The organism is Glaciimonas sp. GG7 (assembly GCF_052976905.1).
Window position 1 is genome coordinate 1 of record NZ_JBRIIQ010000051.1, and the last position, 20071, is coordinate 20071.

15 protein-coding genes are annotated in these 20071 nt (G+C 50.9%); 14 read left to right on the forward strand and 1 reads right to left on the reverse strand.

Annotation, left to right across the window (positions count from 1 at the left end):
* Positions 1–49: 49 nt before the first annotated feature.
* The 11 genes from pstA (at position 50) to ACVBEF_RS12930 (ending at position 13278) form a co-directional block, all read left to right on the forward strand.
* Complete coding sequence (gene pstA, locus ACVBEF_RS12880) at positions 50–934, forward strand: phosphate ABC transporter permease PstA (RefSeq protein ID WP_447124346.1); 885 nt, start codon at positions 50–52, stop codon at positions 932–934.
* Between the two features lie 24 nt (positions 935–958).
* A complete protein-coding gene (pstB, locus tag ACVBEF_RS12885) occupies positions 959–1753 on the forward strand; it encodes a phosphate ABC transporter ATP-binding protein PstB (RefSeq protein WP_447124347.1) in 795 nt (264 codons plus the stop codon).
* A 182-nt stretch (positions 1754–1935) separates the two neighbouring features.
* Positions 1936–2646 carry a phosphate signaling complex protein PhoU gene (gene phoU, locus ACVBEF_RS12890; RefSeq protein WP_447124348.1) on the forward strand — a complete coding sequence of 237 codons (711 nt, stop codon included), beginning with the start codon at positions 1936–1938 and terminating at the stop codon, positions 2644–2646.
* A 7-nt stretch (positions 2647–2653) separates the two neighbouring features.
* On the forward strand, positions 2654–3343 hold the full coding sequence (locus tag ACVBEF_RS12895) for a winged helix-turn-helix domain-containing protein (RefSeq protein ID WP_447124367.1): 690 nt from the start codon (positions 2654–2656) through the stop codon (positions 3341–3343).
* Between the two features lie 12 nt (positions 3344–3355).
* Positions 3356–4696, forward strand: a complete 1341-nt coding sequence (phoR, locus tag ACVBEF_RS12900) for a phosphate regulon sensor histidine kinase PhoR (protein WP_447124349.1) — start codon at positions 3356–3358, stop codon at positions 4694–4696.
* Positions 4697–4824: 128 nt separating this feature from the next.
* Positions 4825–5262 carry a CZB domain-containing protein gene (locus tag ACVBEF_RS12905; protein WP_447124350.1) on the forward strand — a complete coding sequence of 146 codons (438 nt, stop codon included), beginning with the start codon at positions 4825–4827 and terminating at the stop codon, positions 5260–5262.
* A 273-nt stretch (positions 5263–5535) separates the two neighbouring features.
* The gene (locus ACVBEF_RS12910; RefSeq protein WP_447124351.1) at positions 5536–7902 is read left to right on the forward strand and encodes a DEAD/DEAH box helicase; all 2367 of its coding nucleotides are present in this window, start codon (positions 5536–5538) and stop codon (positions 7900–7902) included.
* Between the two features lie 106 nt (positions 7903–8008).
* Positions 8009–10507 (forward strand): DEAD/DEAH box helicase, encoded by a 2499-nt coding sequence (locus tag ACVBEF_RS12915; protein ID WP_447124352.1) that lies wholly within the window; start codon positions 8009–8011, stop codon positions 10505–10507.
* Between the two features lie 251 nt (positions 10508–10758).
* Positions 10759–12150: an NCS2 family permease gene (locus ACVBEF_RS12920; RefSeq protein WP_447124353.1), complete on the forward strand. Its 1392-nt coding sequence runs from the start codon at positions 10759–10761 to the stop codon at positions 12148–12150.
* A gap of 402 nt (positions 12151–12552) precedes the next feature.
* The gene (locus ACVBEF_RS12925; protein WP_447124354.1) at positions 12553–12888 is read left to right on the forward strand and encodes a hypothetical protein; all 336 of its coding nucleotides are present in this window, start codon (positions 12553–12555) and stop codon (positions 12886–12888) included.
* 66 nt (positions 12889–12954) lie between these two features.
* Positions 12955–13278, forward strand: a complete 324-nt coding sequence (locus ACVBEF_RS12930) for a helix-turn-helix domain-containing transcriptional regulator (protein WP_447124355.1) — start codon at positions 12955–12957, stop codon at positions 13276–13278.
* Positions 13279–13790: 512 nt separating this feature from the next.
* On the opposite strand, the gene ACVBEF_RS12935 is transcribed toward ACVBEF_RS12930, so the two are convergent.
* Entirely contained in the window at positions 13791–14522 is a 732-nt protein-coding gene (locus ACVBEF_RS12935; protein ID WP_447124356.1) for a response regulator, read from the reverse strand.
* Positions 14523–14806: 284 nt separating this feature from the next.
* Here ACVBEF_RS12935 and ACVBEF_RS12940 point away from each other — a divergent pair, with 284 nt between their 5' ends.
* The 3 genes from ACVBEF_RS12940 to ACVBEF_RS12950 all read left to right on the forward strand — a co-directional run bounded on the left by ACVBEF_RS12940 (position 14807) and on the right by ACVBEF_RS12950 (position 20040).
* Positions 14807–18172 carry an ATP-binding protein gene (locus tag ACVBEF_RS12940; RefSeq protein WP_447124357.1) on the forward strand — a complete coding sequence of 1122 codons (3366 nt, stop codon included), beginning with the start codon at positions 14807–14809 and terminating at the stop codon, positions 18170–18172.
* A 196-nt stretch (positions 18173–18368) separates the two neighbouring features.
* Entirely contained in the window at positions 18369–19004 is a 636-nt protein-coding gene (locus tag ACVBEF_RS12945; RefSeq protein WP_447124358.1) for a DUF1120 domain-containing protein, read from the forward strand.
* 298 nt (positions 19005–19302) lie between these two features.
* The gene (locus ACVBEF_RS12950; RefSeq protein ID WP_447124359.1) at positions 19303–20040 is read left to right on the forward strand and encodes a DUF1120 domain-containing protein; all 738 of its coding nucleotides are present in this window, start codon (positions 19303–19305) and stop codon (positions 20038–20040) included.
* Positions 20041–20071 lie beyond the last annotated feature (31 nt).

A 20071-nucleotide genomic window follows, 5' to 3' on the forward strand; every position in this document is an offset into this window, starting at 1 on the left:
CAGCGGCTAAGTTGATGTTGATGGGCATGTCTAGAAAAGAAGGTGTCAAATGAGCGCAGATAACAGCAGCTTTCCAGTCAATCCAGCCGCAAACAAAGTCTACCGCAAGCGTATTCTCACTCACAAGATAGGCATGTTGATGTCGTTTTTGGCGATGGCGTTTGGGCTAGTCGTCCTGATGTGGATTTTGGCCACGCTGGTGATCAATGGTGTGGGGGCGATGAATCTGGGATTGCTGACCCAAAACACACCATCGCCAGGCGGCGAGGGGGGAGGATTGCTTAATCCGATTGTGGGTAGTTTGATGCTGGTGGGTCTGGCGACATTGATCAGTACGCCGATCGGCATATTGGCTGGTATCTATCTGGCTGAGTACGGCGAGACCAGCAAACTGGCGCAGGTCACCCGGTTTGTGACCGACATTATGTTGTCCGCTCCCTCGATTGTGATTGGCTTGTTTGTGTATGCGATTTATGTCGCTAAGATCGGCCACTTTTCAGGCTGGGCCGGTACTTTTGCACTGTCGCTGATTGCTGTGCCGGTGGTGGTGCGCACCACGGACAATATGCTCAAACTGGTGCCGGGTAATTTGCGTGAGGCGGCATTTGCGTTGGGTGCGCCGCGTTGGAAAGTTGCTTTGACCGTACGTCTGCGCGCAGTCAAGGCGGGCGTGGTGACGGGCGTTTTGCTGGCCGTGGCACGGATTGCGGGGGAAACTGCACCATTACTCTTTACAGCGCTCAACAATCAATTTTTCAGCACCAATATGAATAAGCCGATTGCCAATCTGCCGGGTGTAATTAATCAATTTGCCAATAGCCCGTATGACAATTGGGTTTCACTGGCCTGGGCTGGCGCATTACTGATTACGTTGGGCGTTCTGATTCTGAATATCGTTGCCCGGACTTTGTTTAGCCAAAAAATTCCCGGTTAAAAGATGACTAATATGGACCATTCCATGACTACGCAAGCACTGCAAAGCACTGATATCGCTATAAAAAAACCGACCATAGAAATTTCAAACCTGAATTTCTTCTATGGCCATTTTCAGGGATTGAAAGATATCAATCTCAATATCAATGAAAAAAAAGTCACCGCATTCATCGGTCCGTCCGGATGTGGAAAATCCACGCTGCTGCGCACGCTTAACCGCATGTATGACCTCTATCCCGGGCAGCGCGCTGAGGGCCAGATTATGTACGCCGGGCGCAATATTCTGGAGGCTGGTCAGGATCTCAATATGCTGCGCGCCAAGGTCGGTATGGTGTTTCAGAAGCCAACGCCGTTTCCGATGTCGATCTACGACAACATCGCTTTTGGGATACGCCTGTACGAAAAATTACCTAAAGGCGAAATGGATGAGCGCGTGGAATGGGCCTTGACCAAGGCGGCTTTGTGGGGCGAGGTCAAAGATAAATTGAACAAAAGCGGCTTGAGTTTATCCGGCGGTCAGCAACAGCGTTTGTGTATTGCACGCAGTGTGGCGGTGCGCCCGGACGTACTGTTATTGGACGAGCCTACCTCCGCGCTGGACCCGATTTCTACGGCCAAGGTGGAAGAACTGATTACCGAATTGAAGCAGGATTACACCATCGCGATTGTTACCCACAACATGCAGCAGGCGGCGCGTTGTTCGGACTTCACGGCCTATATGTATTTGGGCGAACTGATGGAGTTCGGTCAGACTGATCAGATTTTTATGAATCCTGCGCGTAAAGAAACGCAGGATTACATTACCGGACGCTTTGGCTAAGTCAGGACTTAAGTCCTACTAACACTTTGGTTAAATTAGGGCTTACGCAAAACCGTCCCAGCAAGGCGTGCCGACGCAGACAGTACGAACGTACGGCAAGCAGAGCACAACGCCGCTGGGGCGATTTTGCGTAAGTCCTATAAATAACTCTCTTAATCGGCATAGAACCGTAAGGAAATCACATGACTGGCGAACATTCTTCAAAGCAATATGACTCGGACCTGGAAATGATCCGCTCTAAAGTATTGTTAATGGGCGGTTTGGTTGAGCGACAATTTCAGGACGCGATGAACGTCTTTCGTACTGGCAATATCGCTGCCGGTGAGCGCATCATTAAAGATGACGACACAGTCAACTTAATGGAAATTGAGCTCGATAACGCCTGCAGTCATTTGATCGTGCGTCGGCAACCGACCGCCAATGACTTGCGTACTGTGATGGCAACGATCAAGGTGATTACGGACCTTGAACGGGTCGGCGATGAAGCCGCCAAGATTGCACGCACAGCGATTCATTTGCATCAGCGCGGCATAGGGAGCATCGATCACATTGAAATGGTGCGCGTCATTGCTGCTGCTGCCGCCGATCTGTTGCACGATGCGTTGGATGCGCTGGCGCGGCTGGATGAAAAACAGGCGATTGGGCTTATTTCTCAGGATGCCGTGATCGATAGCGATTTCCGTTCGATCATGCGCAACGTGATCACCTACATGATGGAAGATCCACGCACGATTTCTGCTTTGATGGATACATTGTGGGTGGCCAAAGCGATTGAGCGCATTGGCGACCATGCAAAAAATATCGCTGAATATGTGATCTATATTGTCGAAGGTAAAGATATTCGGCATACCGATTACGCGGCTACCCATCTTGGCAATGGATCAGGCAATTGATATGTCGATGGCCTCCGATAAAACCTCGGTTCTGATTATTGAAGATGAACCCTCGATTGCTGAATTGATCGAGTACACGATGGTGGAGGCTGGTTGGCAGCCGACAGTGGCCACTACGGCTGCCGAAGGCTGGACCGCCATCGGGCGACGTATGCCGGATGTGGTGCTACTGGATTGGATGCTCCCGGATCAGAGCGGACTGCGGTTTTTATCGCGTGTGCGGGCCGAGCGGCAATACCAGTCTATGCTGGTGATGATGCTCACAGCCAAAAGTATGGAAGAGGATAAAATTGCCGGCCTCGATAATGGGGCCGATGATTACATGACCAAGCCGTTTTCGCCCCGCGAGCTGACCTCACGCGTCAAAGCGCTGTTGCGTCGCAAGAATCCGGAGCTGGCCCAGAGTGTGATGTCGGCTGGTGGCGTGGTACTTGATCCGGCCAGTTGTTCGGTATCGATGGATGAACAGAAAATCGATATCGGTCATGCCGAATATCGCTTGCTGAAATTTTTTATGGCTAATCCTGACCGTGTTTTTTCACGCAGCCAGTTGCTCGATAAAGTCTGGGGCGATCACGTTGTCATTGAAGAACGTACTGTTGACGTACATATATTGCGTCTGCGTAAGGCCTTGCGAGACGCCGATAATCTGATCCGTACTGTACGCAGTGTCGGCTACATGCTGTCTACAAAATAAATTTAATTCCTGATGAATCCCCAACTATTATTTTGGATCCCGGCAGCACTGCGCATGCTGATGTTTTTTATCGTTTCTGCCGTGGCATGGTTTTTTTGGGGGGCGATAGCGGGATTGTTGTTGTGCTTGTTGAGTATGACCGCGATGGTTCTTTTGCAGCTATTTTATTTATACCGTTTAGGTGGCTGGCTCGATCATCCCCAGAGTGAAAAATTGCCCGATGGATGGGGCGCATGGACGGATATATTTTCGCGTTTGTATCGGCTCCGACGCGATGATGAAAAAAATCAGGCTGAACTCACAGAATGGCTGGCGCGCTTTCGTCAGGCCATGCATTTGCTGCCGGATGGCGTCGTTATCATGGACGATGTGCTGTTTCTGGAATGGTGCAATCCGGCCGCTGAGCGGCATTTAGGCTTACAACACGGCCGCGATAAAGGCATGCGCGTCACCAATCTGATCCGCAATCCAGACTTCATCGATTACATTATTTTGGGTCGCTATGACCAACCGCTGATGTTGACATTGCGCGAGCGCAAATTGGTGGTGCAAATTATTCCCTTTGAAAATCGCCGCCAGATTCTGGTCACGCACGATGCCACCGAGTCGGAGCGTATCGATATGATGCGCCGCGACTTTATCGCCAACGCATCGCATGAACTGCGCACACCGCTGACGGTGATCAACGGCTTTTTGGAGATCGCTCAGGCACACCCAAATCTCGACCCTCAAGTACGCGCCGGACATCTGAAGATGATGACCGAACAGGGCCAGCGCATGCAAAATCTGATTGGCGACATGCTTACGCTGACGCGGCTGGAATCGATCGATTATCCCATGCGGCCCGAGCGCGTCAATATGTCGGCGATGTTGAGCAATATCCTCGAGGAAGTAAAAATCCTATCAGCCGGTCAGCATGATTTTTCCTTGCGCGTAGACGGCCCGGACATCCTTGGCAGCTTTGATGAGCTGCGTAGTGCTTTCAATAATCTGGTCTCTAACGCGGTGCGGTATACCCCGGCAGGTGGAAAAATAGATGTGCTTTGGCAAAACACGCCAGCCGGTCCGCAATTTGTGGTGCGCGATACCGGCATAGGCTTTAGCTCGGAGCATATTTCGCGCCTCACTGAGCGTTTCTACCGGGTCGATAAAAGTCGCTCACGCGAAACTCAGGGAACCGGGTTGGGTCTTGCCATTGTTAAACATGTGTTGTTGCGCCACGGAGGGACGCTGGGGGTCGAGTCTAGCCCTGACAAAGGCAGCGTGTTTACAGTGCGTCTACCGGCATCGATTGCGGTGGATAATAAAGTCAATTTAATAACATCTTTATGTCAGATTGGAATAGTTTCGTAAAAGTTCTATGCACATAAATTATGTAGGTAAAGTAATAATATTTTTACAGCGGCATAAAAATAATCTAAAGTAATGCTTTGTATCAACATTATTGATGCTTAACTAAAACATAAGAAATGGCCCGACTAATGCTTAATTTTTTCAAAAACATCTTCGGTTCTGACACGAGTACTAAGCCTGCTGTACCAATCGAAGTTTCTGAGGTGGATATCAACACCGTACGGGAACTCAACATTGGCGCAGCCATCTCGGCGCATGAAAATTGGAAAATCAGATTGACAGCTTTTTTGGCAGGCAAATCTACTGAAGATTTACGCCCGGAAGTGATCTGCTTTGACAACCGTTGCGACCTTGGCAAATGGCTGCATGGGGCGGCGAAAGAGCAGTTAGGCAAATACACGGCGTTTCAGCAACTTGTGGCCGAACATAAAAGTTTTCACTATCACGCCTCCAATGTAGTGAGTCTGACGCAGGCAGGAAAAATAGAAGAGGCGGAAAAATTACTCGACAATGGATTTCGGCTTTCGAGTGAACGTGTCGTCAAATTTTTGCGCGATTTAACCTGATCCGATTTGAGTTTCATTCTGATGACCCAACACGCAATATTGCCTCCAATCAACCGGAGGCAAACTTATTTTAAGTTGCCATATTCCAAATATTGGGTATTGACTCCGACACCAATAGCATGCAATTGCACAAGATGCTGGTGAAATATGGACTGTTGCACCCACTTAGCAGCCATTTACCCGTAAGTCCGACCGCCTCGCAGGCTACAACAGAGTAAACTACGCACCAATTGTTTCGCATAGTGCGATTCGAGCAAACTTGCGAGTTCCATCATGTCAGAGTACCCCATCCCCCTATTTGCCGATTTAAACCTGAGTGAGCCGTTGTTACGCGTTCTCAAGGAAGTCGGCTATGAGTCCCCGTCGCCGATTCAGGCCGCGACCATCCCTATTTTGCTGGAGAACCGCGACGTACTCGGTCAAGCCCAGACCGGTACGGGTAAAACGGCGGCTTTCGCGTTGCCGATTTTGTCGCGTATTGATCTCAAACAAACGACTCCGCAAGCGCTGGTATTAGCGCCTACGCGTGAGTTGGCGATTCAGGTTGCCGAAGCTTTTCAGCGCTATGCCGCGCATATTCCCGGTTTTCATGTACTGCCAATCTACGGCGGTCAGGGTTATGAGCCGCAACTGCGTGCATTGCGTCGTGGCGTGCACGTCGTGGTCGGCACGCCGGGTCGCGTCATCGATCACCTGGATAAAGGCACGCTTGACCTGTCCAGGCTCAAAACCATGGTCCTCGACGAGGCTGATGAAATGCTGCGCATGGGGTTTATCGACGACGTCGAAAGTATCCTGAAAAAAACCCCGGATACGCGTCAGACCGCCTTGTTTTCGGCGACCATGCCGTCGGTGATCCGACGCATTGCCAAAACCTATTTGCGCGATCCGGTAGAGATTGCGATTGCGGCCAAAACCGGCACTGCGGACAATATTCGTCAACGCTATTGGTTAGTGAGCGGCATGCAAAAGCTAGAAGCGCTTACCCGTATTCTGGAAGCTGAAACTTTCGACGGCATGATCATTTTTGCGCGCACCAAACTTGGCACGGAAGAGCTGGCGAGCAAGTTGCAGGCACGCGGATTCTCAGCCGCTGCCATCAATGGCGATATCCAACAGCAACAGCGCGAACGTACGATCCAGCAACTCAAGGATGGCCGCATTGATATTCTGGTCGCCACCGATGTCGCCGCACGCGGTCTCGATGTTGAGCGCATCACGCACGTGGTCAACTACGATGTCCCGCACGATCCGGAAAGCTATACCCACCGGATTGGCCGTACTGGCCGCGCCGGTCGTAGCGGCGAGGCGATTTTGTTTATCACGCCGCGTGAAAAAACGCTGCTCAAAGTCATTGAGCGCGCTACCCGTCAACCGATTGAGCCGTTGATATTGCCGAGCATTCAAGCCGTCAATGATGTCCGCATTGCCAAGTTCAAGATGCAAATCGACGAGGTATTAGCGCAGGGTGGGCTGGAACAATTCCGCGCCATCATTGAAGAGTACGAGGCGGAGAAAAACGTCCCCGCAATTGAAATCGCCGCAGCCATGGCAAAACTGGCGCGTGGCGATGTACCGCTCTTAATCGATAAAAATCAGCGCGAGCAAAGCACCTCTACCTGGTCCGATGACCGCGCACCGCGTGCCGGCAAGTTTGATCGCCCGGAGCGTAGCGAAAGAGCAGAGCGCCCGAGCAGATTTGAGTCGAGCGAGCGCAATGAACGCAATGAGCGCAGCGAGCGTCCAGCGGCTCCCAGAAGAGAGCGCACCGAGCGCGGGTCCGATGTCGGCATGCAGACTTTCCGCATAGAAGTCGGCCATGCGCATGGCGTCAAACCGGGCAATATCGTCGGTGCGATTGCCAATGAAGCAGGGATGGATGCCAAACATATCGGACGCATCGAAATATTCGATAACCACAGCGTGCTCGATTTACCTGACAGCATGCCTGCCGATTTGCTCGATCATCTGAAGACGGTGTGGGTAGCGGGTCAGCAGCTACGCATTAGCAAGGATGGCGGGCAGTCGGATGTTGCGCATGCAGTGCCAGTTGCGAAAGCACCATTTTCTGCGCCTGCTGCACCTGCCGCACATAAACCGCGTGAGTATGCAGCAGCAACTCCTGCGCCATTCGAACGCAAAGAGCGCACCGATCATGCCGATGATCAACCGGTGAGATCGGAGCCACCAAAGACTGAGCGTAACGAACGCAAAAGCAGCGTCGGGATGCAACGTTTTCGCATCGAAGTCGGTAATGATCAAGGCGTAAAGGCAGGCAATATTGTGGGTGCCATCGCCAATGAAGCCAATCTGGATGCTAAATATATCGGTCGCATTGAAATATTTGACGATCACAGCACCCTCGATTTGCCGGAAGGCATGCCCAAAGAACTGCTTGAGCATCTGAAAACCGTCTGGGTAGCAGGCCATCAACTGCGCATCAGCATGACCGGTGAGCAAGTGCAAGGCGGCGAGAAATTTGTCAACAAAACGCTTGCGGCTAAAAAAACTGGCGGCGACAGACGCTTCCTTGAAAAAACTGGCGACAAGCCGTTTAAAAATAAAAACGATTTTAATAACCGCAGCGATGCAGGAAAATCTGCACCAAAGCCGCATCGCAAAGGTCCTAAGCCAACTTAATACGATGGCGAATACGCAGTAACAATAGACGTATGCGTCTGTAAGAGATCAAATCGATACACAAGATTTGATCTCTTTTTTTGAGCGCACGCTTAACCAACAATAAATGACCTCCACGCAGACCTCACCGGGCAGCTTCCGACCCCGCCTGACATTACAAACCCTGACCCGTGGCGACGGCCTGCTAGGGATGAGGCCGTCCGGTCCCTTTGGGCCGCGTGGCGGAAGTGTGACGGTGGTACGGATAAGCTGGACCTATATCACTGACGACGGGTCAAGTTGGGAAACGCCAGCGCCCACGACTTTATTAAATCGCCGTCCCGCCTCTGCGCAGCACGTTGAAAATCAAACTGGACAGCACATCCTCACGCGGGATGTTGATGTCGAAGCCAATGCCTTAGATCGCGTCTGGGATCTTGGCTTGCATCCGCTGCCACAAGAAAACCTGCAATGGCGTACGGACGATCGAACCGAAGATCGCGAAGATCGTGAAGAATACGCATCGCTCTGGACCTTGGTGCAAGAGGATTTTTTTGCCGATTTTTGGGCCGATGCATTACCCGTGTTACAGGCCGAGGGCTGGTCTGTCGTAGTCCATCCCGGCTTTGCCCACGAGAGCGTGGAAGTAGAAGCCTGGCATTTAAATATCAGCACGCAAACCGGCGAGATTCTGAGCAAAGAAGTCACAGCACGTATGCACAATCGTCCACCGTCTATGACCGCATTAAGCCAGCCGTCGGGCGAATCGTGGTTACTCACGCTAGGCATAGAGATCGACGGCGACATGCTGGATTTAACGCCGTTGCTGGCAGCATTGTTGCAACGCGATCCACGTTGGCTCGATGCCCGAAAACTGGCCCTGATTGACGATGCAGAATGGGTGATGTTGCGTGCGCCGGGAGGCAAACGAATTGCCGCGCAAGCCGCACCGCTAAAGGCGATTGTCGGCAGCATGCTCGAGCTGCTCACCGATCCTGCGCGTAAAGCAGGACCGTTGCATCTGTCCCCTTGGGATGACTATCGGATTGAGGCGATGCGCTTAAGTTTGCAGAATTCGCAACAACAACGCGCCGGTCTGCACGGTGCATGGCAACTGCGAGGGGAGGCCGGTCTGCGTGAATTGGCGCAACGCTTGCAACAAACGACTGGCCCTCAGCCGATCACTGCGCCTGCCGGTTTAGGGATCACCTTAAGACCGTATCAATTGCATGGCGTGGCGTGGTTGCAATACCTGCGCGAGCAGCATCTGGCCGGGATTCTGGCCGACGACATGGGTTTGGGAAAAACCGCGCAGGCGCTCGCCCATCTTCTGATCGAGCAGCAATCCGGTCGACTCGATTGCCCTGCCTTGATCGTGCTGCCGACGTCGCTGATCGGCAACTGGCAGGCCGAAGCCAGACGGATGGCTCCCAGCCTGCGCGTACTGGCCTTGCAAGGTCCGCACAGAAAGCAGGATTTTGGTCGGATGGCGGAGTATGACGTTGTACTGACGACCTATCCCTTACTCTGGCGCGACCGCACCGCGCTGGAGGCGCAGCCATTTCATCTGCTCATTCTCGACGAAGCGCAAACCGTTAAAAATGCAGCGGCCCGCAGCGCCAACGCGGTGCGACGCATACGGGCGCGTCATCGGCTTTGCATGACAGGCACGCCGCTGGAAAATCATCTCGGCGAATTGTGGACGCAGTTTGATTTTTTGATGCCCGGGTTTCTGGGTGATGCGCGTAGTTTTATGCGGCTATGGCGCAGGCCTATTGAGGCGGGTGGGCAGTCAGGTGGGCAGTCATTGCGCGCGCAATTGCTGGCGCAACGGGTCCGGCCTTTCATCTTGCGTCGGCGCAAGGAAGAGGTCGCCACAGAGTTGCCACCAAAGGTCGAAGTCATTAAACGTCTACAATTGCAAGGCCATCAGCGCGATCTCTATGAAAGCGTGCGGGTCGCCGCTGACGAGCACGTGCGACGGGTCTTGCAGCGCAAAGGATTCTCGGGCGGGCAAATATTGATTCTTGACGCCTTGTTGAAACTGCGTCAGGTATGTTGCGATCCGTTTCTACTCAAGGGGGTGACGCGCTCGACCACCATGCAACGTGCAAAGCTGGAAATGCTGCACGAGATGCTGCCGACCCTGGTGGCGGAGGGACGCCGGATTTTAGTGTTTTCACAATTTACAGAATTGCTGGGGATGATCGAAGCCGAACTCGATGCCTTGAAGCTACCTTGGCTGGCATTGACAGGGAAGACGCCCCCCGCACAACGGGCCGCAGTGGTGGCGCAATTTCAGGCTGAAACCGTTCCTATTTTTCTCATCAGCCTCAAGGCTGGCGGCGTCGGACTTAATCTCACCGCTGCAGATACCGTCATCCATATGGATCCCTGGTGGAACCCCGCAGTGGAAGAGCAGGCAACCGCCCGCGCGCATCGGATCGGGCAGGAGAAGGTGGTCTTCGTTTATCAACTGGTCATCGAGGGCAGTATCGAAGAACGCATTCTGGAACTGCAGGCACGCAAAGCCGCATTGGCCGATGCTGTGTTGGGAGTTGATGGCGCAGTCGTCGCTAAATTTAATGCCGACGATCTGCAATTGTTGCTGGCACCTTTGCGGTGATTGTGTTTCTATGCGGCAACTACATTTTCTGCTGCATATGCAATTGCATATGGCGGTTATTTAATTGGCGTGATAAATCGTCTGCTTTTCAGCAATAAGCTGTCTTCGCCAATCGTATTACGGCTAAATAACGATGAGCGCATTTACCAATGCATTGGTGTTGCGCTTTTCAAAAACAAACACGAGACACTCTGTTGACGGTCGCATAAACAAATGCCGCTTCAGAGGATAAATAAAAGGAACATCCCATCATGGAATCACAAGTCCAATCCCCGCCTTTGCCGCAGGTTGACTTAGGCAGCGCTATCGGTGCCAGTACCGGTAAGCTCGATCAATACTTTCAGATCACCGCCCGTGGCAGCACGCAACGTCGCGAAGTCATCGCCGGTATCACCACGTTTCTGGCAATGGTGTATTCCGTTTTTGTTGTGCCCGAAATGTTGGGTCATGCCGGTTTTGACGTCAGCGCCGTGTTTATCGCCGTCTGTCTGACGACCGCCTTCGGTTCGCTGGTCATGGGGCTATGGGCACGCTTGCCGATCGCCGTAGGTTGCGCTATTTCGCTCACAGCCTTTACCGCGTTCGGGCTAGTACTGGGCAAAGGGATATCGCCAGAGGTCGCGCTTGGTGCCGTGTTCTTGACAGGGCTGGTCTTCACGGCGATTTCAGTCACCGGCGTGCGCTCATGGATATTGCAAAACCTGCCAGCAGGCGTGGCGCATGGCACCGGGGTCGGAATAGGATTATTTCTATTACTGATCGCCTCCAACGAAGTCGGCATGGTGGTAAAAAACGCCGGTCCGGGACTGCCTGTTGCGCTCGGCCACATCACGGCCTTTCCGGTGGTGATGAGCATCCTCGGCTTAGCCGCCATCTTCGGGCTTGAGCGCAGACGTGTACCGGGTGGCATTTTGCTGGTCGTGATCGCGATATCGATCCTGGGTTTAATATTTGATCCCGCCGTCAAATTCACCGGCATATTTGCGTGGCCGGTCCTAAGTTCTTCTGGACATTCTTCATTAATCGGTGCGATGGATGTCAAAGGCGCATTGAGCATGGCGGTGCTGCCGAGTGTGCTGGCGCTGGTCATGACAGCCGTATTCGACGCCACCGGAACGATACGCGCCGTAGCCGGTCAGGCCGGGCAAGTCAATGAAAAGGGTTATATCCACAATGGCGGACGTGCGCTGACAGCAGACTCGATCAGTTCGATTTTTGCCGGTTTGGTCGGCGGTGCACCGGCTGCAGCCTATATTGAATCAACTGTCGGTACAGCAGCAGGCGCCAGAACTGGCCTGACTGCGGTGGTGGTCGGCGTACTGTTTCTGGCAGTGATTTTCTTCTCACCTTTAGCCGGTCTGGTACCCGCCTATGCGACAGCTCCCGCGTTGATGTATGTCGGATTATTGATGCTGGGTAGCGTCAGCAAGATGCATATGGAAGATACGGTTGATGCGATGTCGGGACTGGTGTGTGCGGTCTTTATCGTACTGACTTGCAATATCGTCACAGGTATCATGCTGGGTTTTTGCACGCTGGTTGTCGGCCGTATTGTGTCCGGTGAGTATCGCAAACTGACGGTAGGCACGGTGGTCATTGCGATTGCGCTGGCTGTATTTTATGGTGGTGGTTGGGCTATTTAAGGTGATGCCCGGGTTTGCTTGCTGGTTGAAGTGGCCCGAGATAATTGCAGAAAACTAATCAAATAAATTGGATGCGTCATTGCAAACTCCGGGACCGCCAATTGGCCGCAGTGGTTGCGTCACTACGTTCTACAACCCCCTATTTACCGGTTGACCGCAGTTGTCAGGCCGGGGTATCGTGTCAGCGTTTCTCGAAGAGGAACCAGGTGTGAGAACCTGTGTACACAAATCCAGACCGCGCCATGCGGGCTGCGCCTTCGTTCATCCTTTATGGGTGGCGGTGGCGAGGAAGCCTTCGGGCTTACTGGGTTTGATTTGTGTGCCAGGTTCTCACCCTCGTCATTTGCCGCCCACCCTCGTTTACATAACGAGAGCGGCTCAACTAGACCAGAGGACTGATCGATGTCGAATACCAAGCCCCCCCAAAAACCAAAATTCCCTAAAACTGATCGTCTGGCCGTCGCCCAAACGTCGCCCGAGACAATGACGGCAGAGGTAAAAGATCTTTCCCTCGCCGAATTCGCAGCCGTGACAGCAGATGTCTGTAGCGGCCTGCACAGCTACCTCAGAGCCATCGAGCATGGTGACGGTGCAAAGCCTTTAGTGACCCCGCATGTGCTCGCTTTGCAGCAACTTGCGGTGGCGTCAACCTGGCTGTTGCGTGAGCATGCGAATAAAAAATTGGCGTCGGTCAATACACAATCCGTCACAGAGTGCGATCGCACGAAATTGCACTGACGTTGCAGTGGTTGAGAAAAAAGACAGCCAAAGCGGCCAAACAAGATAAACGGATAGGAAGTTGATATGGCATTAACGAGAGATTTCAAACACACCATTGTCGAGCGTGTGAACCGAGACCCTGCGTTTGCCAAAGCGCTACTTGATGAAGCCGCCACGTCGTTCCTAAATGGGGAGCCCGATGTTGCTCACCTTATTCTGCGTGACTTGGTTAACGCCACAGTGGGTTTCGAGCAACTTGCGGAGTTGACACATAAACCAGGCAAGAGTCTTCACCGCATGCTCTCGTCCAATGGCAACCCTAGCATGAGCAGTTTGGCGGCTATATTTGGCGCGGTGCGTTCACGTCTCAAGGTTGGTATTGAGGTACATACGATTGAAGCTGGTTAAGTACTCTTTCTAATTCGTGATCTGAAGGCATGTAACGGTTACGGTTATTACGACTTTGTTAAATGAAAGGACCGTGAACTTTTGAAGTTCTATCAATGCTCATCGTATCTACTGAATAGCCATTTTGGATAGAAAATTTATCGGTTGATCTCAGTTTTTGGCCAGGGTCACGGGTGGTGGGGGCAGCTGTTTTTACCGCTTCGTTGCGGTGGGCCTGCTGGCTGTTGTAACGGCTTATGCTGATCAGGCATAGTGTGATCTTCTCGGATATCCCGAGTTGGGGGGAGGAGCTGGAGCTGGTGGTGGCTTTTGATTATTCATGACATATTTTTTAAGAATGACAGGGTTGGAAATGTCAACTTTTTGTACCGAGCGAGTCTAATATTTATTAAGTTTTTCAAAGAAGAAAATCCATAGGCTGAAAAAGTAAAAAGAGCTGTGGCTTGCGTATTAAAAGCAAAAAAAAGCACCGCGATAAAACGCCGGTGCTTTTTTTTAAACAATATTGATGCCTAAGTATCAATTATCAAATGTTCATTGCTGATCGCAATAAAAAATTCCATATTATTTTTCGAGCCAAGTTTTTTCATCAGCGTTTGTTTTTGTGAGCTCACTGTTTTAACACTGCGCTTGGTCAGACTAGCGATTTCGGTCAGGCTCAGTCCGCGTTTCAACATGCGTATGTTTTCCATTTCCATGGATGACAGCTTGATCTGGGTAATGGGTGAGTGGGGGTCGCGGCCGGTGGCCACCATGTGTTTGTAGATGCCTTCGGCTGTTGCGTGATCCATGAATTGATTGCCGATGCGGACTTCTTGTACGGCGAAAAGGACATTTTTCATGTCGCTATTTTTTCGGATAAAACCATGTACGCCGGATTCCAACGCCGTTTGTGCGGTGGCGAAGTCTTCGCGTGCTGACAGGACAATGATTTTCATATCCGGATACATCTCTCTGATTTTTTTGATCATCGGTAAGCCGTCTGGCAGTGAGTCGCCGTAAAACGAATAGTCGCAAATCAGAATGTCGCATTCGTATAGTGATAGGGCTTTGAATGTATTCGATACGGTTGCCGCTGTTGCCACAATGCGAATGCTTTCGTCGCTGTCGAGCATCTTTGCGACGCCATGCAAAATAATGGGGTGGTCGTCGGCCACGATGACGTTGCAGATGTCGTTGATGTCATCGTTGATATCGTCGTTGGGAGTGTCGGCATCGTTGTCGGTGAATGAGGTGCTGATCATAGTGTTGTCCTTGCTTTTCTATCGCAAAAATGTGGGATCGACAGGGCGGTGGTGTTGATTGTGTTGATCTGCTTGCAGGTGAAACTTCCCGCCCGGAGCGAAAAGAATTATCTCAATTAAGACGAATTGCGGGGATTGGATGTGTCTATTTTTTTGAGGGAATTCACTATTTTATTGGGAGAGAATTCTGTATTTTTGGAGGTTTTTTGATGTTCTCCGATGCTATGCTGCAACCATTATCATCCTGCTAAAACGTTATGGCCTCTTCCATTTCAACAGACCGTATGACGACAATTTCGCGCAGATTTTTACAGGCGCGCAGTTATTTAATCATCGCGTTATTAGGCTTGTTACTGGCGTTATATATCGGTCTTCTTTTCCTGTTTACCCTGTGGGACCGCAGCGAATGGGCGCAAGAAAATTATGCTGATCTGTTGCGGCAAATATCGCAGCAAGAGTCTTTTATCTCCAAATTTGCCAACGTGGTGCCGGGATATTTATGCGTTTCGGAAGGGACGTGTAGAAATTTATTAAAGGACACGGATAGTTTGCCGTCGATTGGGCAGTCGCGCTTGACGGAGTTGTCGACCGGAGAGAAATTCTGGACCTTGCGCAGCGCTCCGATGCCGGGTGCGGTGCCCAGAGAGAAGCAGGAACAAAGGGATCTGAAGCTGTTTGTGTTGGGCGGCCGTTTTGCCCGGTTTGATACCGTATTTTGGGGAAGTTCGGAAGGGATCGATCAATCGTTGCTGATGTCGGCTGACGGTACGCTGACCTTTTTTATGCCGCACGTAGCGGGCCAGGAGAGGCAGCAACTTGATATTGCCAAGATGACGCGCTTCTCTCAAATGAAGCTCACAGCGTTCCGAAAAGTGATGCAGGACTATCCTAAGTCGGCCAATGCGGACGGCGTCTTCTGGACCGGGGCGCTTAAGGACCCGTTTACAGGCCGGACCATTTTCTCAGGCTTTATTCCGTTGGCCGATAGTCAGGGCGGGATTCTGGGATATGCCTCCAGCGATATTTCTCCAGACGCCGTATCGAGACGCAGCAAAATTACCGGCGATGCATTTCAGCGCCAATCAGGGTCGATCTTGTTGTATTCCGATTGGGGCCAATTGATGTTGGTCGATGGCCGTGCACCGACTGCTGACGAGATTGCGTTATACCGACATCTGGACAATGACGAAGGCTATGAACGCTATACCCGCTTGTTGCAATTCCGGCTCACCGATGGGGTCTTGGAGGTCAGTTATGCGGTCCCGAATATCCAATGGCGTGTGGTGTATGCGGTTAGGGTCTCGTCTATTTTTATGGATAGAATTGTGCCCATTTGTGGCGGTGCGCTGTTGTTTTTGCTACTCGTCATTAACGTGTATTTCGGCACCCGGCGCATCGCGCGCATGGAGATCCGGCCCGCTGCGATGCAGGCCAAACGGCTGGCCGATAGCGAGCATTTTAATCGGACCGTGGTGGAAACTTCGCCCGTTGGACTAGCGGTTGTACGTAAGCGTGATGGCAGCATCATTTTGCAAAACGCGCAATTTGTACCGATGGCGCGTTGGCGCCTGTTTGACGCCGCCGATCAGGCTATCGTCGGCAATGCATGGTCGATATTGTTGGCGCAAGACGTGCAAGGGCATCGCGATGCGTTGCATCTGGAAGATAGCGATAGCGGACATTTTTACCAAATCGGGATCGCCCAGGCGATGCTTGAGGACGAGCCGGTCATGATTTGCGTGTTAAGCGATATGACGGACCGCAAGCGCACTGAAGAGGCGCTGGCACAAGCGAAGCTGCTTGCAGAGTCCGCCAGCGCTGCCAAGAGTTTATTTTTAGCCACGATTAGTCATGAAATTCGTACGCCTTTATACGGCATGCTGGCCTCGATTGAGTTGATGGCGAATACTCAGCTTAATGACGAACAGCGCCAGTTGTCACACACCATGGACGGTTCTGCACGTACGCTAAAAGACGTATTGAACGATGCACTGGACTTCACCAAAGGGGAAACGGACACCGCCGACCTTGATCGTCAGGAGTTCGATTTGACCAAATGTGTTGAAACCGTGGTGCAGGGCTTTTGGTCGCGTGCCTCATTGAAGAATCTGGAACTGTATTGTTTGATGGACCCGACCTTGTCTGGCCTATGGTGGGGCGATGCGCTCAAGCTGACGCAGGTATTAAATAATCTGATCAATAACGCCGTCAAATTCACCGTCAGCGGCAGCGTCACCCTCAGCGGAAAGCTCCTTGCGGCAGGGCCGGACGGGGCGCGCATTGAGTTATCCGTCAGCGACACCGGGCCCGGGATCGCAGCAGAAGATAGAGAACGTATTTTTCAGGCGTTTGGACAGGCCAGCAGTCCGATGAAGGGGCAGCAGTTTTCGGGCACTGGTCTGGGGCTTTTCATTTGTCAGAAATTTGTAGCCGCGATGGACGGCACGATCAGCCTCCATTCGACGCCCGGAAAAGGGAGCACTTTTGTCGTTGGCCTGGTACTCAATCGTTCTTCCAAGATGCCATTGGACGCCATCGACGCCGATGCTCTGGACGGCTTAACGTTCGTCATCAATGCTGTCCCCGACTATGCGGCCCATTTGTCGGCGCTGCTGGAGTCTGAGCATGGCGTGGTGACAAGGCTGGAGGATGATCCGCATAGCAGGGAGGGTTATTCGACCCGCATTGACATCGGTTCCCTTGCAGGGGGCGATGCCTCCGTATTTCTAGACCCGTCACTACCTTACCGGCCGTTTCTGAAAGGAGGGCATGGATTCGTCAATCCTCTTTCTGGCGCGGCCACGATTGATGCCCTCTTGATGGCGGTCGGGCGTAAAGCGTTTCTTGGAGAAGAAGCTGTGCTACCGGCTGTGGGTAGTGCGCGCAAAACCGATGCCCGTATTTTGCTCGTTGATGATCAGGCGATTAACCGACTATTACTCGAAAAACAATTGGCCTGGTTTGGTTGCAGCAGCATTACTGCCGCTGAAGGTGCGCAAGAAGCATTGCGACAGTTTGAGAACGGGCAGCATTTCGATCTGATTTTGACCGATATCAATATGCCGGGCATGAACGGTTATGAGTTGGCGTTGGCGTTACGTGCACGTGGCGTGACCGCGCCAATAGTGGCGGTCACCGCGGCCCTGTTAGCAGGGGAGCGTGAGCGCGGTCAGGCCGCTGGTATGAATGGTTACATGATCAAGCCATTTAGCATGGATGATCTGGAAAAACTGTTGGAACGACATATTGGCTTGCATGCCGCGATGCCGGTGACGTCGCCGATGCAGGATATTGATACCCCGACTGACATCCCGACTGAGGCGGCAGAAGCGCAGGCGATTGCCAAGGCCATCGCTGCTGCGCAAATGTGGCAACCCGACATGCTGGAGGCCGCCGTTGAGAGTATTACCGCTGACCTTGCGCTGCTGGCAATCGCCATTGGGCGCGCCGATCTTGAGTATCTGGGCGAGATCGTGCATCGGATTCATGGCGGTATGTCGGCACTCGATATGCGCCCGGCGGCTGCGCTTTGTAGCGCCATAGAGGGGGCTGCTGAGTATGATTGGCACGAAGAGGCGTTTCAGTTAGCGCCTGTGTTGCAAACAATGCTGGAGCAGGTTCGGTTGGATATTGATCCGGGTGAGGATTGATTTGTTGCGGATGAATTCATTATTTTATGGGAAGATATTTCTGCAAATAGATGGCAGCTTTTCTTATATGAATAATGATGAGAGTTTTTTAAAATATGCCTTGTTGTAGATCGGCTGCAACAAGACGTTATTTATTTTTAATGTCTCTATTTCTTTCTTAAGTTAAGCCAATAAAGGCGATATAAAAGTAATAATTATGCGTATTAAAAAAATTCTTCTCGGCACGTTGATTGCAGCCATTGTAATCTCTTCGGCCAGCTCTTTCGCCTCTGATGAAGCGACCATAACAATCAAAGGTAATATCATCCCGACTGCTTGTAGCTTAATGTTGAATAATGGGGATATTGATTTCGGGAATGATATTAAATTGGAAGCAGATAGCTCCACTCCTACTACACTGTCAAAAAAAACAATAAAATACACAATTAAATGTCCGTCAGAGAAAGCAATTAAATATACATTTAAAGATAATCAGTCGAATAAGGAAGGAGCAGCTGATGGAAAATTTGGTTTAGGTAAAACATCAACACTTGGTGAAATTGGATATTATAAATTAACCAATACAATTGGTAGTAATGTAGGTGATTCGAATAATGGTTTTTTAATTTCAAGTACGGATGATGGTGGTACTTGGACGATGTCTACGAACCCATATATAGCCGGACAAACTTATTCTACTGCCCATAGTGGTGATAGTCCTACGCCAAAGGGATATAGAACACTCACTGGTGATATTGCTGTAGAGACAGTGATTAATCCCTCTTCAAAACTTGGCGGGTCTGACAAAATAGAATTGAATGGCTCATCGACGATGACTATTTCTTATATTTAACATGATAAGTAAGGCCGCATTATTGGTTCTGGGCATTGCCTGACAATTGATGTGCCTGCTTCTTTGTTGACGTATTCCTTGTATTCCTCGTATTCCATAAGACAGAGGCCAAAGGCCTCTGTCTTATCAATCCTGGCGATTCCGCCTCCCTCTGTAATCATCTTTCTCTTTGAAAAAATGTCGCACAACACATGTGCGACATGTCTGACTTAAAACTCAGATATTTCTTATTTATGGGATTTTCCCCATAGGTATCGAGGAAGAGAATTCTTATAATCCATCTCGTTGTCAGAGCATTGTGGATAGGTTTCAACGTCTTCCTCTTGGCATAAAAAAATTCAAAATTACTATGATTCATTTTAAAGAGAGAATTTCTGTGTTTGCAAAAAAAATGACCAGATATTTTCTTTGTATTGTAGTGACGAGCATTTCAGCTCATGTGCTTGCGGCAACGACCGCTGAATTAATCGTAAAAAGTACCATTATCCCATCCGGCTGTACCGTGGAGTTTTCAAACAGTGTTCTCGATTATGGGGATATTCCGGCAGAAACACTGTCTCCGATAGCCGTAACAGAATTGAAGCCGCTTTCGACGACTTTTACGATTACATGCAATGCCGCTACAAAAATTCAATATCGATTAGAGGATAACCGTCAAGCTTCCATACCGATTGGTTTGGCTGAAGGTAATCATGTCTATGGTCTTGGTATGCAGAATGGCGATGGAAAAATTGGATATTACAGTATTGATATCGAGCCAGATAGCGCAAAAGGAGATGGCATGCCGGCAACGAGTATCTATAACGCTTCAGGAGGGACGCTTCGAAGAGGATGGTCTCACAGTGCAGGAAGGACGTCGCCGGATAAACAATATTTTATGTCTTTTGCTGAGTTTGGAACGTATGTCCCAACGTCATTTACAACCTTTAGCGGGGTTATTACGGTGACGCCAAAAATAGTGCCTACGGATAATCTTAATATGGGCAGAGAAATAGATTTGGATGGATCAGCCACATTGGAAATTGTATACTTGTGATTTTTATTAATGAATGTTAAGTATCGTTATA

Excerpts from the sequence above, each read along its gene's own strand:
- pstA (WP_447124346.1), top strand. The coding sequence starts at position 50 with ATGAGCGCAGATAACAGCAGCTTTCCAGTCAATCCAGCCGCAAACAAA.
- pstB (WP_447124347.1), top strand. The coding sequence starts at position 959 with ATGACTACGCAAGCACTGCAAAGCACTGATATCGCTATAAAAAAACCG.
- phoU (WP_447124348.1), top strand. The coding sequence starts at position 1,936 with ATGACTGGCGAACATTCTTCAAAGCAATATGACTCGGACCTGGAAATG.
- ACVBEF_RS12895 (WP_447124367.1), top strand. The coding sequence starts at position 2,654 with ATGGCCTCCGATAAAACCTCGGTTCTGATTATTGAAGATGAACCCTCG.
- phoR (WP_447124349.1), top strand. The coding sequence starts at position 3,356 with ATGAATCCCCAACTATTATTTTGGATCCCGGCAGCACTGCGCATGCTG.
- ACVBEF_RS12905 (WP_447124350.1), top strand. The coding sequence starts at position 4,825 with ATGCTTAATTTTTTCAAAAACATCTTCGGTTCTGACACGAGTACTAAG.
- ACVBEF_RS12910 (WP_447124351.1), top strand. The coding sequence starts at position 5,536 with ATGTCAGAGTACCCCATCCCCCTATTTGCCGATTTAAACCTGAGTGAG.
- ACVBEF_RS12915 (WP_447124352.1), top strand. The coding sequence starts at position 8,009 with ATGACCTCCACGCAGACCTCACCGGGCAGCTTCCGACCCCGCCTGACA.
- ACVBEF_RS12920 (WP_447124353.1), top strand. The coding sequence starts at position 10,759 with ATGGAATCACAAGTCCAATCCCCGCCTTTGCCGCAGGTTGACTTAGGC.
- ACVBEF_RS12925 (WP_447124354.1), top strand. The coding sequence starts at position 12,553 with ATGTCGAATACCAAGCCCCCCCAAAAACCAAAATTCCCTAAAACTGAT.
- ACVBEF_RS12930 (WP_447124355.1), top strand. The coding sequence starts at position 12,955 with ATGGCATTAACGAGAGATTTCAAACACACCATTGTCGAGCGTGTGAAC.
- ACVBEF_RS12935 (WP_447124356.1), bottom strand. The coding sequence starts at position 14,522 with ATGATCAGCACCTCATTCACCGACAACGATGCCGACACTCCCAACGAC.
- ACVBEF_RS12940 (WP_447124357.1), top strand. The coding sequence starts at position 14,807 with ATGACGACAATTTCGCGCAGATTTTTACAGGCGCGCAGTTATTTAATC.
- ACVBEF_RS12945 (WP_447124358.1), top strand. The coding sequence starts at position 18,369 with ATGCGTATTAAAAAAATTCTTCTCGGCACGTTGATTGCAGCCATTGTA.